The following is a 16,747-nucleotide window of genomic DNA, read 5'->3' on the forward strand; positions in this document are numbered from 1 at the left end:
GTCAGGGGCTGATCAGTATGTGTTGGCGCGCCTTCTTTTCCAGCATGTTTTCCATGTTGGAAATAATGGTCGCCACTTCGATCGCGTCCAGGCACTTGACCGTTGAAAACTGGCAACGGGTCGGGACTATTCCGAGATAGTTCTTCAAGCACGGTCTGCATGGCAGGTCCGTTTCGATGCCGCGTGACTCCGGGTTGATCGATCCCCATTTTCGAAACAGGCTGGGACCGAAGATGGCCAGCATCGGCGTGGACTGGCTTTCCGCAACGTGAAGCAGGCCACCGTCGTTGCCCAGCAGCAGATCGGCGACATGGCGGAATAGCCAGGCCCATTCCAGCAAGTTCAATGTTCCAATTAGATTGTATACATTTGGATGCTGGAGCTGGAAATGCGGCTTCAGCGCCAACTCGTCAGGGCCTCCCGCGATCACGAAGATGTGGCGGTTGCAGGTCTGTTCGATGATGGCGAGGTATTTTTCGATGCCCAAGCGCCGAAACGAGGCGTTCAAACTGGAGCCGGCGTACAGGACCACTACCGGCAATTGGTGCTTCTTGATCTCTGCGGCCAAGTGTTGCAAAGACTGGGAGGGGATGAAGTTATCCAGCAGTTCAGGTAGATAGAAGCCACGGCTAGGCGCCGCGGGCACGCCATAATGCTCCATTGCCCGCTCGGCCAGTTTGTGAAACAGCACTTTTTCATTGAGCTGCGGATCGTATGGAATGGCGAGGGAGAAGGTTTTGCCTTTTAGCGAGGTGATAAAGCCTGCGCTGATTTTGCCGCCGCAGGAGAGCAGTTCGGATAGGTGGTAGTACTGATCGAAGTCCATCACGATATCGTATTTACGTATCGCGTAGAACAATTTAGGCAACCAGACCAGCAATGCGCGGGCATGGGTGGGAACGATCAGGGTATCGTGCAGGAACGGCAAATTCTTGAACAGGTTTGGATTGGAGCGGTCGGTGGTCAGCCAGTCTATCTTGGCGTCGGGAAAGGCAGCGGCCAAGCGCCTTGCGACCGGGAGCAGGCAGAATGCATCGCCCATCGCAGAAAGCTTGATCAGCAATATCCGGCGCGGAGGGTGCGACGGTGGTTTGGCGCGGTTGCGCGGCAACCTCATGATCGCGGCGGATAGCAGCTTGTCCAGGAATTTCAGGGTCTGTAATTTCATGTCAGGCCAGCTTTCCGCTCGTCAGGATGAGTCTGGTTTTTGCCAATACTTGCTCGGTAGAGATGGCTTGCATGCAGATATTGTTTAAACATGAGTACATGGGTGAGCGCGCGCCTTCCAGCGAGCTGTAGCACGGAGAGCACCCGGTTTTGCCGCTGAGCTGATGCCATGGCCCGCCCAGAGGCAGGAAGGCATCGGCGGGGGTCGGGCCGTACAGGCCGATCAGTGGTACCCGCAGCGCGGCGGCGATATACAGCAAGGCGCTGTCGTTGCCTATGTAGAGCCTCGATTGGCGAATGGCTTGCGCCGCTTCGTGCAAATTCAGGCGGTTTACCAGATTGATGGTCTGCTGGCCGCAGGCGCCGGCGATGACTTCGCAGATTTCCTTGTCCTTGTCGCCGCTGCCTAGCAACACGACAGGCCGGTCCAGTTCTTTTATCAGCTGGATATAGTTGCCGGCCGGCCATATCTTGTTGTCGGCCGGCGCATGTGGATTGCCGCCGCCAGGATTGATTGCGATGTAGTCGCGTGGCAGCCCGGCAAATTTCCTCTCATCCACTTTTTCTGGCGCCGGATGGAATTCCAGACGATCCGGCATCCTGTCGATCAGGCCGGCTTGTCGCAATAGTCGGGCCTCCTGCAGCGTGCGGTTGCCCTGCATTGAGAATGCCTGCGCATGCTGCAGCAGATTGAACCGCGGAGCCGTGAAGCCGACTAGCTTGCCGATGGCGGCCGCTTTGCATAATAGCTGGAACAAGGCATTTCGGTGCAGGATGACGGCGATGTCATAGCTACCGATCAAAAGCCGCCACCATAGTCGCTGCAGAGTCAGGGCGTCTTTCAAGTGATTGCCGGATGGGACCATATCGATGACGATCTGTTTATCGATATGCGGGTTGCTTTCCGATGCCCCCGCGCATTGCCTCATCACCAGGTGGTGAACTTCGCATCCGGGGTTCGCCTCCTTGATCAGTCGAAACAATGGACTGGTGGCGAGGATATCCCCCAGGGCTGATAGCTTTATGACCAGTATTTTCATGAAAATATGTATCCTGCTGGCCGATTGCGTATGGATATCATGCCTGCTGAAGAACGTTTTTTCTAAAGCGGCAGATAATTTTAACGCACAGCTTGGAAAGGAAGTTCTGGTATATCAGCAGTGGCCTAACGAGCCAGCGGTAGGTGAGCAACTCTCCAAATGCCTGGTCGAATGCAGTTTTGGGATTCTCATGTTTGAAGTTGCCGCGATTGCCATAAAAAAAGCTGGCCAAGAACCACATCGACGAACTCAGGATGGCCTTCTTCAATCGTGGCTGGCCGGGCAGAAAGGTATCTACCAATAATTTTAGATTGATACCGAAAACCTCAAACAGCTTATAGCCAGTGGTATTGTTGGGCTCGGCCGCAATGAGGCAGGCCTGGCTGCTGGCAAAATTTTTTCCCTGTTTCAGCAAAGGCAGCACCCAGGCCAGTTGGGGAATAAAGGTTCCATAGCGGATATTGGAGCAGAGCATGTCATCCGCCATGGCTTGCTGTTTATTGAATATGATCCCAGAGATGAATGTGAAGTAAATCCCAATTTTATGGGAAAACTCCATATTGGAGGTGTAATAGGAGACTGCTTGGCTTCTTGGTTTTTTCTGTGCGATGGCGTCTTTTGTGCAAGGCTCGCTTTTCAGATAAAGTAGGGCCAGTTGCTGGCTTTTCAATGTATCGATGATGGTGTCCACGGTCTGGTCATAGACGTACTCGTCATCGCCCAATATCCAACCATATATACCATTTACATGCTCGAATGCGCGAACCGCGTTGGCGTCTGCGCCAATATTGCTCTCATTTCGGATGTAATTTAGAGCATGGCCAGCCTGGATATAGCTATCGCACAACATAGGGGTCTGATCTGTGGAGGCGTTGTCTATAATGAAAATGCTGATTAGACCGTGATGGTGTGAGAGCGCTGGCAACAGGTCATCCAAGAGTCTTTTCAAATAGGATGCACGGTTGAATGTAGGAATGCATATTGATAATAACGGCTTGCTCATTTTATTGTCCCGCCATTTTTCTGTTATTGAAGTTAGTATAAATATAGCTGGAGTATCCTACACCTACAGTTCCGCAAATGATGGCGTAGATGGCAAGCATTTCCCTGATTGAATAATGCTGGATTAGATAATAGCTGGAGCTGGAAATCAGGGTTGCTAGCAAAATGGCATGTTTCAAATAGGGCTCTATTTTGTGGGCGCGGATATAGGCGGCCTGAAGAAATACGATGTGGCAGGCTTGTGCTGCGAGCAACAGCCATAGAATGTCGATGGGATCCAGCAGGCGACTGGTGAGGGTGAACTGGTAATGGCGCATTGCCAGCAGCAGGCTGAAAAACAGACTGTGCAGGGCTAGCAGAACGGCGATGGATTGTAAGCTGCTCTTGCGGAACAGCGACAGCAACTCTTCGGGGCGGCGGCTGGCGATTAGCACGCCGAAGCCGGGCAGCTTGGTGGTTAGCCAGGCGCTGGCTACCGTGGACATGGTGGTGACGACGCTGAGCGACATGCCCAACTGACCGGCGGCCTCGGTGCTCTGGTAGCGGAAGGCCAGCGGCGTGAACAACTGGGATATGAAATAGCCGCTGAGCCAGCTCAGCGCGATGCGCCATTGCATCGGCCAGATTTCTTGACGCCACGATATCTGGCTGCAGTCCCTGTGATGCAAATTTTGCATCAGAGTCTTGAAGAAGACGCCATAGTTTTTGATGAGCCAGTAAAATCCTACGCCGGCAGTGGCGATGGAAATCGCGGCGGCGGTGTACAGCTTGCCGCCATTCAGAAGCAGCAACCAGCCGCTGCTGTAGGCGACAATGGATTGCATCAGGCGCAGCGCGCTGATATTGGCGACCAGTCCGCTGCCTTCGAATAGGGCGAGCAGAGGGCTGAGAAAGAGATTGAGCGTGGCGCCCATGGTCAGCAGCATCCAGGGTAGATGCCAGTCGACGCCGGATTGTCTGGCGGAGCTGTTGAAAAAATAGAAGCCGGCGGTGTTGAGCAGGAAAACGGTGAGCAACGAGATCACGCCGTACCATTTGATGGCCAGCTTGAACAGCGACAGCAAGCGCTGGCGAGCCTGTGGGTCGCCGGTGAGGTCGCCGCCGCGCCAGTGTAGCTTGGCCATTTCGTGGCTGGCGAACTGGGCAATAATGCCGCTGAAACCCAGCTCGAAAAAGATCTGCAGGGCCAGAATGCTGGAGAAGGTGTAGTAGTAGCCCTGCTCCGCCTTGCTCATCGTGATGGAGATCAGATAAAGCGTGGCGAACCCCGCCAGCAGGGTCCAGCCGCGATTGAGCAATACGTATAGAATTGCCCGATCAAGGCCGAATGCCTTTTTCAGCGCCAGTATCACTATAGTCCGCCCAGTTTGTTGAGGGTTTTCTGGTTAGCCACCTGACCGAATATCTCCGATGACAGCGCGCGGCTGCGTATCCTGCCGGTCAGGCCGGCAGGCGCGGCGGCTTCCATCAGCCAACTGCCGAAGCCGGCGTCGTGAATATGGTCCTCCACTGTTACGACCTCGTCCCAATCCGACAGCTGTTGCTGTTGTTTCGACTTGGCGGCCATGCCCCACAGCGGCATCGTGTAGAGTGAGTGGCCGGCGAAGGCGGGAGTGTCCAGCCATGCGATGGCGCTGGCGACTGCGGCGCCGGTGGACAACAGGGTGGATGAGCCGTCGCGTTGCATGATGGGCAGCCACTGGCCCGGCGCGACATCCGGCACCTGCTGGTGCAGGCAGGGCTCGCCGGCCTTGCCGAGGCGCAGGTAGGATGGGCCGGGATGGCTGGCTAGGTAGCGCAGGCAGGCGCGCACTTCCATCGGATCGCCGGGCGCGGCGATGGTCATATTGGGCATCATCCGTATCAGGCCGTAGTCCTGCACCGCGTGGTGGGAATAGCCGAGATTGCCGTAGGCCAGGCCGCCGCCGACGCTGACCACGGTAACCGCTAGATTATGGTAGTCGACATCGTTGCGTATCTGCTCGGCGCAGCGGAATGTAGGGAAGTTGGCGATGCTGTAGGCGAAGACGTGGCAGCCCTCGGAGGCCATTCCGGCCGCCATGCCCATCATGTTCTGCTCGGCGATGCCGGCATTGATGAAACGATCGGGAAACCGTTCGGCAAACGGCTCCACCACCGCATAGCCGAGATCGCCGACCATCAGCACGATATTGGAATTGACTGCGGCGAGTTTGACCAGCTCATCGATGAAGGTGTTACGCATGCTGCGCTCCCAGTTCTTCCAGCGCCTGTTGCAACTGCTGCTTGTCCGGGCTGCGGTAATGCCAGTCCACGCTGTTTTCCATGAAACTGACGCCTTTGCCTTTAACGGTATGGGCGAGTAATACCGAGGGCTGGCCCCTTACTGCGGCGATGGCGCGGAGGACCTGGTCCAGCGTCTGATGGTCATGGCCGTCGGCCTCGAATACCCGGCAACCGAAGGCTTCCAGTTTCTGGGCCAACGGTTCCAGATTTAGCGTGGCGCGGACCGTGGTGAGGCTCTGCAGATTATTGCAGTCGATGATGGCCGCCACATTGTCTAGCCGGTGATGGGAAGCGAACATCAGCGCTTCCCAGTTGCTGCCCTCATCCATTTCGCCATCGCCCAACAGCACGTAGTTTTGCCAGGTCTGCCCGCGCATCCTGGCGGCCATGGCTTTGCCCACCGCGAACGGCAGGCCATGGCCCAGCGAGCCAGTGGAGAACTCGACGCCGTTCACCTTGTGGCTAATGTGGTTCATCAGCGGCGAGAAGTCCTGACCGTAGCTGGCAATCTCTTCTGGGCTCAGCGCGCCGATGGCGGCGAGGACGGCGTAAACCGCGACGCAGGCGTGACCCTTGCTGAGAATGAACCGGTCGCGCAGCGGATCCCGTGCGGCGGCGGGGTCGAAGCGCAGGTGATTGCGGTACAGCACGGCCAGGATGTCGGCTATCGATAGCGCGCTGCCGATGTGCGATGCCCGCGCGTCATGCACCATCTGCAATGCGGTGGCGCGGATGGCGCGCGCCAGGGCGATGGAGTTCTCCATTGCGCTTATCCCAGCAGGATGCTGCGGATATGCTTGCAGGCGTAGGCCACTTCGTCGCGGCTCAGGCAGACGCCGCTGGGCAGGTTGATCGCCTGCAGGCCGACATGCATTGCGGTGGACTGCGGCGGTTGCTCCCTGGGCCAGATCGGGTACTGACTGATGGCGGGGAAAACCGGCCTGGAGTCTATGTTTCTGGTTTTCAGCTGTTGCATCAGCGCATCGCGGCCGATGCGCGCATCTTTGTCCAGCAGGATGCTGCTCATCCAATAGATGCTGCGGGCGCCTTCCACCTCCTGGTTCAGGCTGATGTGCGGCACGCCTTCGAGTCCCTCCTGATACCACTCGAAGATGCGGCGCTTCATCTCGATCAACTCGTCCACGCGCTCCAATTGGCCGAGCCCGAGCGCAGCCTGGATATTGGACATCTTGAACTTGACGCCGTCCTCGTCGATCCAGAAGGTGCGGGACGGGTTGCGGCCCTGGTCCCAGATCTTGTAGGCCTTGGCGTACAGGTCGTCGTCGTTGGTGACCAGCATGCCGCCTTCGCCGGTGACCATCAGTTTGGCGCCCTGAAAGCTGAAGGCGGCGAAATCGCCGAAACTGCCGCAGCGTTTTCCTTGCCATTCGGCGCCGATCGCCGGCGCGGCGTCCTCGACCACCTTGAGGCCGTATTGCCTGGCCACCGCCAGAATATTGCTCATGCGGGCGGGGTGGCCGTACATGTGCACGGCGACAATGGCCTTGGTCTTGCCGGTGATCAGGGTCTCCACCGAGCGGGCGTCGATGTTCCAGGTATCCAGCTCGATGTCGGCGAACACCGGAATGGCGCCGACGTAGCGCACCGCGTTGGCGGTGGCCACCCAGGTTTGGTCGGGGACGATCACTTCGTCGCCGGGGGCGATGTCCAGCGCCATCAGCGCGATCTGCAGCGCGCCGGTGCAGCTGGAGGTGGCTAGCGCATGCTTGACGCCTACGTATTCGGCGAAGCTCTTCTCAAAACGGCTGAGGTATCTGGACCAATTGCCGTTCCAGCCGCTGAGGGCGGCGTCGAAGGCGTAGACGGCCTCCTTGGCGGAGATCGACGGGCCGGCGGTGAGGATCAGTTTTTCACCCACCTCGTGCGCCGGGGCCTTGTACACCATGCGCATGAAATGTTTGCTGGCGGTCTCCGTCGGCAGCGCTTCGCGGTAGTTGACGCCATCGCCGTCTTTCACCGCGACCAGCGGGATGCTGGACTCCGCGACGAAGTGGTTCTTCTTGTAGAACGCGATGGCATCGTGATCGTCGTTCATCGCACGCAGGAAGAAGCCGTTGACGTTGATGGTTTTCCTGGCCCATTCGATCAGGGCGGTCATGGCTCTGGCGAATATGTCCGGTCCGGCATCGGCGACGCCGCGCACCACGTTGTCGATCTCGAACATCATGTCGGAGTTGTGGCAGCCGCTGAAGCCCAGATGGCCCAAGGTTTGGCCGGTGGGACTCACCACCAGGAACAGCATCCTGTCCTTGACCGCCAACAGCTCTTGGTCCAGCCAGTCTCGGGTGCTTTCCTCGCTGGCGGTGAACTGGTTTGGATAGGCCGCCACATTGCGGTTGCGCCATTCGGTCAGCAGACGCAAGAGGGTGGCATCCCGCTTGTGCATTTCGCATACCGGCAGCAGGCAGCCGCCGCCTGCAACCGGTATCGCGCGCAGATAGGCTTCCTGGATATTGACCGCCTGCTTCAGGAAGGAGAAGTTTTCGCTTACCGCCAAGCTGTAGACAGAGAGTCTGGTCTTTTCCATTGCCTGCTCCTTAGAAATTCACTCCGATGATGGTTTCCAGCTTGTCGACTGCATAGTCGAGCATGTCGCGCGTCAGTCCCGGGTGCACGCCGATCCAGAAGGTATGGTTCATGATCAGGTCGGTATTGGCCAGCTCACCGTGCACACGATAGTTCTGGCCCTGCATATAGGGCTGGCGCGTCAGGTTGCCGGCGAACAGCAGGCGGGTGCCGATCTTGTATTCGTCCAGATACTTGAGCAGCTCTACCCGCTCGATGCCGCTATCCGGCCGGATGGTGATGGGGAAGCCGAACCAGGATGGATTGGCGTGCTCGGTGGCTTTGGGAAGAATGATGAATTCCTCACAGGACCGCAGCTGCTCGCTGAGGTAGTCGAAATTGCTGCGCCGCGCGGCGATGAAGTGTTCCAGCTTGCCCAGCTGCGCCAGCGCGCAGGCGGCTTGCATATCGGTGATCTTCAGGTTGTAGCCCAAGTGGCTATAGGTGTATTTATGGTCGTAGCCGTGCGGCAGGCTGCCCAGCTGCCAGTTGAAGCGTTTGCCGCAGGTGTTGTCGCAGCCGGGGGCGCAGTAGCAGTCTCGACCCCAGTCGCGGAAGGATTCGATGATCTTTTTCAGTTGATCGTTGTTGGTGAAGACCGCGCCGCCTTCTCCCATGGTGATGTGGTGTGCGGGGTAGAAGCTGAGGGTGCCGATGTCGCCGAAGCTGCCGACCAGCTGGCCATCGTAGGTGGAGCCCAGCGCGTCGCAGCAATCCTCGATCAGCCAGAGATTGTGCCGGTTGCAGATGTCGCGCACTATCCGCAGGTTGTACGGGTTGCCAAGGGTATGGGCCAGCATGATGGCCTTTGTCTTGCTGGTGATCGCCGACTCGATCAGCTCGGCCTTGATGTTGTAGGTGGGGATGTCGACATCGACCAGCACCGGCACCGCGCCGAACTGGATGATGGGATTGACTGTGGTGGGGAAGCCGGCGGCCACGCCTATCACTTCGTCGCCCTTGCGGATGGCGCGTTCGCCCAGTTGCGGCGAGGTCAGCGCGGAGAAAGCCAGCAGATTGGCGGAGGAGCCGGAATTCGTGGTCAGCAGGTGCTTGACGCCGAGGAAGTCGGCCAACTGCTTCTCGAACTGCGTGTTGAAGCGGCCGGTGGTGAGCCAGCCGTCCAGAGACGCTTCAACCATGTGTTGCAGCTCGGCCGAGTCGATGACCTTGCCGGACGGCGGGATTACGGTCTGGCCGGGGACGAATGGCTTGGGGGCCAGCGCGATTTCCGCGTACTCGGCGACCAACTGGGCAATTTGTTGGCGAAGTTGTTGGGTTTTTTCCATATCTCATCCAAATTCGGTGAAGACGCGCGCCGTTGGCGCGGCGCGCGGAATATATCGTGTCATTCCGCGGTGGCGGTTTGCTGATAGGCATGGATCTGTTGCAGGCAGACCGAGCGCATGTCGGCGTCGGCCAGGTGTTGCCGATGCCAGTCGCAAATGCGCTGCAGGGTGTCCCGCAACGACCAGCGCGGCTGCCAGCCCAGGCCCTGCCTGGCTTTGGCGCAATCCAGCCGCAGGTAGTGCGCTTCGTGGGCGCTGTTGGCATCGCGCTGTACCTGGTAGCCGCTGCCTTGGCCCCATTGCCGAGTCAGTTGCGCGGCGATCCACTCCACCGGGCGGGCATCGCGCTCGTAAGGGCCGAAATTCCAGCCGCTAGCGAAATCTTGCCCTTGCTGGTGCAGCTTTTCCGCCAGCAGCAGGTAACCGGCCAGTGGTTCCAGCACATGTTGCCATGGCCGGATGGCTTCCGGATTGCGGATGACCAGCGCTTCGCCGGCGGCGATGGCGCGGATGAAGTCCGGAATCAGCCTGTCTTGCGCCCAGTCGCCGCCGCCGATGACATTACCGGCCCGGGCGGTGGCCAGCGCCACGCCATGTCGCGGATGGCTGGCCTGATTGAAGAACGAGTTGCGGTAAGCGCTTGCCACTAGCTCCGCGCAGCCCTTGCTGCTGCTGTATGGGTCGTAACCTCCCATCGCCTCGTTCTCGCGATATGCCCATGGCCATTCGCGGTTTTCATAGCACTTGTCGCTGGTGACGCATACCACGGCGCGCACTGATGATGTTGTCCGCACCGCCTCAAGCAGATTGACGGTGCCCATTACATTGGCGGCGTAGGTGCCCACCGGGTCGGCGTAGGAGCGGCGCACCAGCGCTTGCGCCGCCAAGTGGAACACGATATCCGGCCGGGCGCGGTCCATTTCCGCGCGCAAACGGTCAAGGTCGCGGATGTCGGCGATGACCGAGGCCTGCATGGCTTCGGCCACCCCGGCGATGCTGAACAAATTGGGTTCGGTGGCGGGCTCCAGCGAGTAGCCGGTGATCTCGGCGCCGAGCGATTGCAGCCACAGGGTCAGCCAACTACCTTTGAAGCCGGTGTGCCCGGTAAGAAATACCCGTTTGTTTTTCCAGAAATTACTGTTCATTCCCATACTTTCCACGGAGCTTGGCCGGTTTTCCACAGATCTTCCAGATGCTGTTTGTCGCGCAGGGTGTCCATCGGCTGCCAGAAACCGTCATGGGCGAAGGAAGTCAACTGGCCATTTCGGGCCAGCGATTCCAACGGCTCCCGCTCCCACACGGTGGAGTCATCCTGGATCAGGTCGATGACCGACGGCGACAGCACGAAGAAGCCGCCGTTGATCATGCCGCCATCGCCTTTCGGCTTCTCCTGGAAGGTCGAGACCAGATTGTCCTTGATATCCAGCACTCCGAAACGGGCGGGGGGGTGGACCGCCGCCAGGGTGGCGCTGGCACCGTAGGTTTTATGAAAATCGATCAAGCGACCGATATGGATGTCCGCGACCCCATCGCCATAGGTGAAGCAGAACGCGTCCTCGTTTTGCAGATATTTCTTCACCCGCTTCAGCCGTCCGCCAGTCATCGTGTGCTCGCCGGTATCCACTAGAGTGACGCGCCATGGTTCAGCATAGCGTTGGTGCACCTCCATGAAGTTGTTCGACATGTCGAAGGTGACATCCGACATGTGCAGGAAGTAGTTGGCGAAATACTCCTTGATGACGTAGCCCTTGTAGCCGCAGCAAATGATGAAGTCATTTATTCCGTAGTGGGAATAGATTTTCATGATGTGCCATAGGATGGGTTTGCCGCCGATTTCCACCATTGGCTTGGGCCGGCCGGCGGTTTCTTCACTGATGCGGGTACCTAGTCCGCCTGCAAGAATAACGGCTTTCATTTCAATATTTCCTCCTCGGCAAATTTTGCAAGAGACGGATGGACTAAGGTTGGTTGAACCGTATGTTGATTAGTGCTTGCGTTTTTCATCTTGTCAATGCAACAGCCCGGAGCCTCGCAGTATGACTGGCTGAGGTGGTCCGCTCCAAATAGGGAATGAAGGCCAACGCGTGGTTGCTTGAGCGTTTGTGTCGGCAGCCTTGGGGTCGGGCAAGACAGGATGGGGTCGGATGTCAATTGTCAGTGGGCGGTAACAATTTGCATCGAAACCGAATGATAGCCCATGCATGATTTTTGGGCATGAGTAGAGAGTCTTCGAGCATCCTGTCGAAGAATGGGCGTGGCTGATCGGCATGGCTGAAAATCCCCCTGTGTCATATACAAGAATCCAAATCTTGGTTTTGTTGCCTCTTGGGGCAACAGATCGTCGGGACCTGCCCGTTATATTTGCGTCCAGTAGCTGTATCGTAACTGTCGCCGTCATGACCCGTCGATGAGACAGTCCCTGTCCGGTTTATCCTCCAAACATGGCGGTGGTGAACCTGCGGCATCGTGGGACGTAAGCACAGCTACCTAGTTAAATTTATAGCATCAACTATGCAATTTGCTTTGTAAATCTTGTTCTCGATGATTGGATAGTGCCTGTCTTTAAGACCTGAATGTGTAATAGCTTGATCGTGGTTGCTGCTAGAGGTTTCGTATCATGTTTCTGCAGAAGTAGGGTTTGGTTTATTCGGCAATGCTGATTAACAGCTGCTGCTATGTATTGTGTAAGGCTGCGCTAGTATGGTCTGCTTGTGAAAAAATCAAGGTTTCCTCTTGCACTAGCCAAGGTCCGGTGTTTTCAAATGGCTGACTATTTTTCAGTAGACTATGATTTGTTTGCCAGTGCAATTTTCCTGTGTCGAAACGATTTGTTGATAATCGTAGTGATTCCTAGTTTCGTGATTTCTATTTTTCTATAGCAACACCTGCTGGAATTTTCCGTGCCGGCACCAGTTTTTCTGGTTTTTATTATTGCTTTGCGCCGATTTTTTAATGTGCAGGTTTGCGATGTGTCGATGAGTTGGCTTGTTTTTTATTTCGGTTTTCAGTCATCTTGCCTAGTCAGATGCTAAGCTTGAGGATTGTCGATTGAGGAGTTTTTCAAAGCTCTGGCGTGCTGTGAATTAATTTGGATCACTAACTTTTTGCATATGTTTGAATGCCAGTTTGATATGGTTAATTTGCATGCTAAATCTTAATTGTAAGCCATCATGTATGATCAATGTGGCACGGCAAAAATCGCTGTATAAGCTGCTCGTTTTTTCAAATGCAATACATGTTTAGGTTGGCGTGAAGCGAATGAAATTAGCTGCCGCCAGACTGGTGCTATCTTGAAGATAGTTATTTCTTTTTTGCGGCGGCGTTGGGTTAAAACAAAACAGTTGCATGCTGCAAGAGTGACTGAATTGTTTTAATTTTATATTGAATTATCTTGGTGCGTAGCTGAATCTATTTTGGCTATTATCTAGCTCTATAGGGCCGAGTAATTATAGTCTGTTTTTCAGATAAGCCAATTTTGGCCATGTGGTTTCTCTCCGTGGAGTTGTGGAAATTACCGGTTGATAACTATTTTGGATGGATTTTGATGGTACATCATCAAGTAAGAATTTTATGTACAGGTCTTTGTCATTTTACTTTAGGTGCGTGCAATATTTTGTGAAGGCAGCGGTCGTTTCTACTGTGGTTTGGTCTGGATGTGGCATTGAATTTCTAGATTTTTGAAGTTTATGTGATTTTTTGATTGTTTTGTGTTGTTTTCTGGTGATTTTTTATTTCAAACTGGCATGGTGGATCGATCGGTGAGGCTGATCTTCTTGTCAGTTTTCAACATGAAAGGACGATCGTTCATACGGTATGAGTAAGAAATCGTATTTAAGAAATTTTACTTGGACTATATTGAAAAACGTGCATCTGACATGCTGGTAAGTTGTGTTGTTGTGAATTTTTCATGCTTTGATGATTGTGTTTTCCACTCTGGTCTGGAGTTTGTGGTTTGAATGGTCCTGCGTGCATGGCTGTGATGCAGGCCATATGTATTGAGGTGGGAAGGGTAGCCATGCCGCACAAATCTGAGCTTGAACAGCTTTTGCGTTAGCGCTTGGGTAGTGGCCGCCTAGGTAGCTGCCTATCGTGGCTTTCTCAATCAAACCAGTTGGCGGGAATTATGCTGAAAATCCTGATAATTTCAACTTTTCTGTCACTGTTTGTTGCGATGTTCCTGATTCATTTCAGCCATCTGCATGAGCGTTTTACACTGGATCACGACCTTGGTGGCGTGCAGAAATTTCATGCACTTCCAGTGCCCAGAGTTGGAGGACTGCCGTTGGCGGCAGGATTACTGGCTGGTTGTGGTGTATTGGCCTGGTCGTTGGATGAAGGAAGGGCATTGCTATTTTTTTGGGTGGGAGTGCCAGCTTTCATTGCCGGTTTGGTTGAGGACATGACTAAGAAGGTGGGGCCGCTGCCTCGTCTATTCGCTACTTTTGCCGCTGCCGGTTTGGGCTATTTTGTTCTTGGGGCTGGCTTGCATCGGGTAGATATTCCTTTCATTGATAGTTTTTTGGTTAATGTCCCCTTGGTTTCCTTTTTATTCACGGTGATTGCCGTTGGGGGAGTGGCCCACGCGGTGAATATCATTGATGGATACAATGGACTGTCCGGTGTGGTGGCTGTTTTTATTTTCCTTGCCATGGCTTATGTGGCATTCAAAGTTCAGGACGTGATGTTGCTGGGCGTCTGCTTCGCGATGATCGGAGCGCTGTCTGGATTCTTGTTCTGGAATTTCCCGCGCGGGCTGATTTTTGCCGGCGATGGCGGCGCGTATCTGCTGGGCTTCATGATTGCGGAGGTCGCGGTGCTGTTGGTGGGCAGGCATCCGCAAGTTTCGCCATGGTTTCCTTTGCTTTGCGTGATTTATCCGGTGTTCGAAACGCTGTATTCGATCTATCGCAAGAAATTCCTGCGCGGGATATCGCCTGGCATGCCGGACGGCCTGCATCTGCATATGCTGGTCTACAAGCGCCTTGTCCGCTGGATGGTGGGTTCCAAGGACGCGGGGCATCTGACTTTACGCAACAGCCTGACTTCGCCCTATCTGTGGGCGCTGTCCTGCATCTCGGTGGTCCCCGCGATGCTGTTCTGGCGCCACACCTATGTGCTGATGGGCTTCTGCCTGTTGTTCACTGTAGCGTACGTTTCGCTGTACCGGATGATCATCCGCTTCCGCACGCCGCGCTGGCTGGTGCTGCGCCGCTCTACCTCCTCCCGCTGATCTTTTGTCAAGAGGGGTGCTGCCCCTCTTGAAAAGCCTCGGTGTCGTCCCTATTATTAGCACTCGCAAGCCACGAGTGCTAAACCTCTCGTGTGCAACCTGAATATTCTGGTTTTCAACTCTCAAACAGCTACTGCATTAGGAGAGATCTAATGGCAATCCGTCCCCTGCACGACCGTGTTGTTATCAAGCGCCTCGAGGCTGAAGAAAAGACCGCTTCCGGCATCGTTCTGCCGGGCAGCGCGGCTGAGAAGCCGGACATGGGCGAGGTTCTGGCCGTCGGCAACGGCAAGATCCTGGAGAATGGCGAACGCCGTTCGTTGGAGCTGAAGGTTGGCGACAAAGTGATTTTTGGCAAGTACTCCGGTCAGACCGTCAAGGTCGACGGCGATGAAGTCCTCGTGATGCGCGAGGAAGACGTAATGGGCATCGTCGAGTAATCCGACCCTTACCTGCACTTCACATTACAGAATTCTGGAGAGTTAAAGAATGGCTGCTAAAGACGTTAAATTTGGTGATTCCGCTCGTGCCAAGATGGTTGCCGGTGTCAATGTTCTGGCGGATGCCGTCAAAGTGACCCTGGGCCCGAAAGGCCGCAACGTGGTACTGGACCGCTCCTTCGGCGCGCCGACCATCACCAAGGACGGCGTGTCCGTCGCCAAGGAAATCGAACTGAAGGACAAGTTCGAGAACATGGGCGCGCAGATGGTGAAGGAAGTGGCTTCCAAGACTTCCGACGTGGCCGGCGACGGCACGACCACCGCTACTGTGCTGGCTCAGGCCATCGTGCAGGAAGGCATGAAGTATGTTGCCGCCGGCATGAATCCGATGGACCTGAAGCGCGGCATCGACAAGGCCGTGATTTCGCTGGTAGGCGAGATCGCCAAGATCGCCAAGCCGTGCGCGACTTCCAAGGAAATCGCCCAAGTAGGCTCCATTTCCGCCAACTCCGACGCCGACATCGGCGAAATCATCGCCAATGCGATGGAAAAGGTCGGCAAGGAAGGCGTGATCACCGTTGAAGACGGCAAGAGCCTGAACAACGAGCTGGACGTGGTAGAAGGCATGCAGTTCGACCGCGGCTACCTGTCCCCGTACTTCATCAACAATCAGGACAAGCAGATTGCCGCGCTGGACAATCCCTTCGTGCTGCTGTTCGACAAGAAGATTTCCAACATCCGCGACCTGCTGCCGGTACTGGAGCAAGTGGCCAAGTCGGGCCGCCCGCTGCTGATCATCGCCGAAGACGTCGAAGGCGAAGCGCTGGCTACCCTGGTGGTCAATACCATCCGCGGCATCCTGAAGGTGGTTGCGGTCAAGGCTCCGGGCTTTGGCGACCGTCGCAAGGCCATGCTGCAGGATATCGCCGTGCTGACTGGTGGTACCGTTATCGCTGAAGAGCTGGGCCTGACCCTGGAAAAAGCCACGCTGGAGATGCTGGGCCAAGCCAAGCGCATCGAAGTGGGCAAGGAAAACACCATCATCATCGATGGCGCCGGCGAAGCTGCCGTGATCCAGTCGCGCGTGGGTGAAATCCGCAAGCAGATCGAAGAAGCTTCTTCCGACTACGACCGTGAAAAACTGCAAGAGCGCGTGGCCAAGCTGGCCGGCGGTGTTGCCGTGATCAAGGTTGGCGCGGCTACCGAAGTGGAAATGAAAGAGAAGAAGGCCCGCGTTGAAGACGCGCTGCACGCGACCCGTGCCGCCGTTGAAGAAGGCGTGGTTGCCGGCGGCGGCGTAGCCCTGCTGCGTGCCCGTGCTTCGCTGGAAAACCTGAAGACCGACAACGTCGAGCAAGAAGCTGGCGTCAAGATCGTGCTGCGCGCCATCGAGGCTCCGCTGCGTCAGATCGTCAAGAACGCCGGCGACGAGCCGTCGGTTGTGGTCAACAAGGTGCTGGAAGGCAAGGGTAACTTCGGTTACAACGCTGCTACCGGCGAATACGGCGACATGCTGGAAATGGGCGTGCTGGATCCGGCCAAGGTTACCCGCTCCGCTCTGCAACACGCGGCTTCGGTAGCCGGCCTGATGCTGACCACCGACTGCATGATCGCCGAACTGCCGGAAGACAAGCCGGCAGCAGGCGGCATGCCCGATATGGGCGGCATGGGCGGAATGGGCGGCATGATGTAAGCCCAGCCTTCCAGGCTTGAATAGCAAACCCCGCT

Annotated in this window: 13 protein-coding genes; 3 read left to right on the forward strand and 10 right to left on the reverse strand. The window is 56.1% G+C overall.

Annotated features, from left to right (window positions below):
• Window position 1: 1 nt before the first annotated feature.
• From BI347_RS10090 to rfbF, 10 genes are read right to left on the reverse strand one after another with little or no spacing between them, the layout of a single operon-like run.
• Entirely contained in the window at window positions 2-1,168 is a 1,167-nt protein-coding gene (locus tag BI347_RS10090; RefSeq protein ID WP_071115813.1) for a glycosyltransferase family 9 protein, read from the reverse strand.
• Window position 1,169: 1 nt separating this feature from the next.
• Entirely contained in the window at window positions 1,170-2,207 is a 1,038-nt protein-coding gene (locus BI347_RS10095; protein ID WP_083338802.1) for a glycosyltransferase family 9 protein, read from the reverse strand.
• 37 nt (window positions 2,208-2,244) lie between these two features.
• Window positions 2,245-3,210 carry a glycosyltransferase family 2 protein gene (locus BI347_RS10100; RefSeq protein ID WP_083338803.1) on the reverse strand — a complete coding sequence of 322 codons (966 nt, stop codon included), beginning with the start codon at window positions 3,208-3,210 and terminating at the stop codon, window positions 2,245-2,247.
• A 1-nt stretch (window position 3,211) separates the two neighbouring features.
• The gene (locus tag BI347_RS10105; RefSeq protein ID WP_071112262.1) at window positions 3,212-4,561 is read right to left on the reverse strand and encodes a hypothetical protein; all 1,350 of its coding nucleotides are present in this window, start codon (window positions 4,559-4,561) and stop codon (window positions 3,212-3,214) included.
• A complete protein-coding gene (locus BI347_RS10110; RefSeq protein WP_071115814.1) occupies window positions 4,561-5,433 on the reverse strand; it encodes a transketolase family protein in 873 nt (290 codons plus the stop codon). Before BI347_RS10110 ends, BI347_RS10105 begins: the two co-directional genes overlap by 1 nt.
• Window positions 5,426-6,238 carry a transketolase gene (locus BI347_RS10115; RefSeq protein ID WP_071112260.1) on the reverse strand — a complete coding sequence of 271 codons (813 nt, stop codon included), beginning with the start codon at window positions 6,236-6,238 and terminating at the stop codon, window positions 5,426-5,428. Before BI347_RS10115 ends, BI347_RS10110 begins: the two co-directional genes overlap by 8 nt.
• A 5-nt stretch (window positions 6,239-6,243) precedes the next feature.
• Window positions 6,244-8,022, reverse strand: coding sequence for a bifunctional GNAT family N-acetyltransferase/PLP-dependent aspartate aminotransferase family protein (locus tag BI347_RS10120; protein WP_071115815.1), 1,779 nt, complete (start codon window positions 8,020-8,022; stop codon window positions 6,244-6,246).
• 10 nt (window positions 8,023-8,032) lie between these two features.
• The gene (gene rfbH, locus BI347_RS10125) at window positions 8,033-9,349 is read right to left on the reverse strand and encodes a lipopolysaccharide biosynthesis protein RfbH (RefSeq protein WP_071115816.1); all 1,317 of its coding nucleotides are present in this window, start codon (window positions 9,347-9,349) and stop codon (window positions 8,033-8,035) included.
• Between the two features lie 59 nt (window positions 9,350-9,408).
• On the reverse strand, window positions 9,409-10,494 hold the full coding sequence (rfbG, locus tag BI347_RS10130; protein WP_193431046.1) for a CDP-glucose 4,6-dehydratase: 1,086 nt from the start codon (window positions 10,492-10,494) through the stop codon (window positions 9,409-9,411).
• Window positions 10,491-11,264 (reverse strand): glucose-1-phosphate cytidylyltransferase, encoded by a 774-nt coding sequence (rfbF, locus tag BI347_RS10135; protein WP_071112256.1) that lies wholly within the window; start codon window positions 11,262-11,264, stop codon window positions 10,491-10,493. Before rfbF ends, rfbG begins: the two co-directional genes overlap by 4 nt.
• A gap of 2,208 nt (window positions 11,265-13,472) precedes the next feature.
• On the opposite strand from rfbF, the gene BI347_RS10140 reads away from it, so the two are divergent.
• The 3 genes from BI347_RS10140 (at window position 13,473) to groL (ending at window position 16,712) form a co-directional block, all read left to right on the forward strand.
• Window positions 13,473-14,579, forward strand: coding sequence for an MraY family glycosyltransferase (locus BI347_RS10140; protein ID WP_071112255.1), 1,107 nt, complete (start codon window positions 13,473-13,475; stop codon window positions 14,577-14,579).
• A 152-nt stretch (window positions 14,580-14,731) separates the two neighbouring features.
• A complete protein-coding gene (gene groES / locus BI347_RS10145) occupies window positions 14,732-15,019 on the forward strand; it encodes a co-chaperone GroES (protein WP_071112254.1) in 288 nt (95 codons plus the stop codon).
• Between the two features lie 49 nt (window positions 15,020-15,068).
• Entirely contained in the window at window positions 15,069-16,712 is a 1,644-nt protein-coding gene (groL, locus tag BI347_RS10150) for a chaperonin GroEL (RefSeq protein ID WP_071112253.1), read from the forward strand.
• Window positions 16,713-16,747 lie beyond the last annotated feature (35 nt).

The sequence above is a fragment of the Chromobacterium sphagni genome, from assembly GCF_001855575.1.
GTDB lineage: Bacteria > Pseudomonadota > Gammaproteobacteria > Burkholderiales > Chromobacteriaceae > Chromobacterium > Chromobacterium sphagni.

Bases quoted from the DNA above. Each gene is read 5' to 3' on its own strand.
- BI347_RS10095 (WP_083338802.1), bottom strand. From the start codon at position 2,207: ATGAAAATACTGGTCATAAAGCTATCAGCCCTGGGGGATATCCTCGCC.
- BI347_RS10120 (WP_071115815.1), bottom strand. From the start codon at position 8,022: ATGGAAAAGACCAGACTCTCTGTCTACAGCTTGGCGGTAAGCGAAAAC.
- BI347_RS10140 (WP_071112255.1), top strand. From the start codon at position 13,473: ATGCTGAAAATCCTGATAATTTCAACTTTTCTGTCACTGTTTGTTGCG.
- rfbH (WP_071115816.1), bottom strand. From the start codon at position 9,349: ATGGAAAAAACCCAACAACTTCGCCAACAAATTGCCCAGTTGGTCGCC.
- groL (WP_071112253.1), top strand. From the start codon at position 15,069: ATGGCTGCTAAAGACGTTAAATTTGGTGATTCCGCTCGTGCCAAGATG.
- BI347_RS10110 (WP_071115814.1), bottom strand. From the start codon at position 5,433: ATGCGTAACACCTTCATCGATGAGCTGGTCAAACTCGCCGCAGTCAAT.
- rfbG (WP_193431046.1), bottom strand. From the start codon at position 10,494: ATGAACAGTAATTTCTGGAAAAACAAACGGGTATTTCTTACCGGGCAC.
- groES (WP_071112254.1), top strand. From the start codon at position 14,732: ATGGCAATCCGTCCCCTGCACGACCGTGTTGTTATCAAGCGCCTCGAG.
- BI347_RS10115 (WP_071112260.1), bottom strand. From the start codon at position 6,238: ATGGAGAACTCCATCGCCCTGGCGCGCGCCATCCGCGCCACCGCATTG.
- BI347_RS10100 (WP_083338803.1), bottom strand. From the start codon at position 3,210: ATGAGCAAGCCGTTATTATCAATATGCATTCCTACATTCAACCGTGCA.
- rfbF (WP_071112256.1), bottom strand. From the start codon at position 11,264: ATGAAAGCCGTTATTCTTGCAGGCGGACTAGGTACCCGCATCAGTGAA.
- BI347_RS10090 (WP_071115813.1), bottom strand. From the start codon at position 1,168: ATGAAATTACAGACCCTGAAATTCCTGGACAAGCTGCTATCCGCCGCG.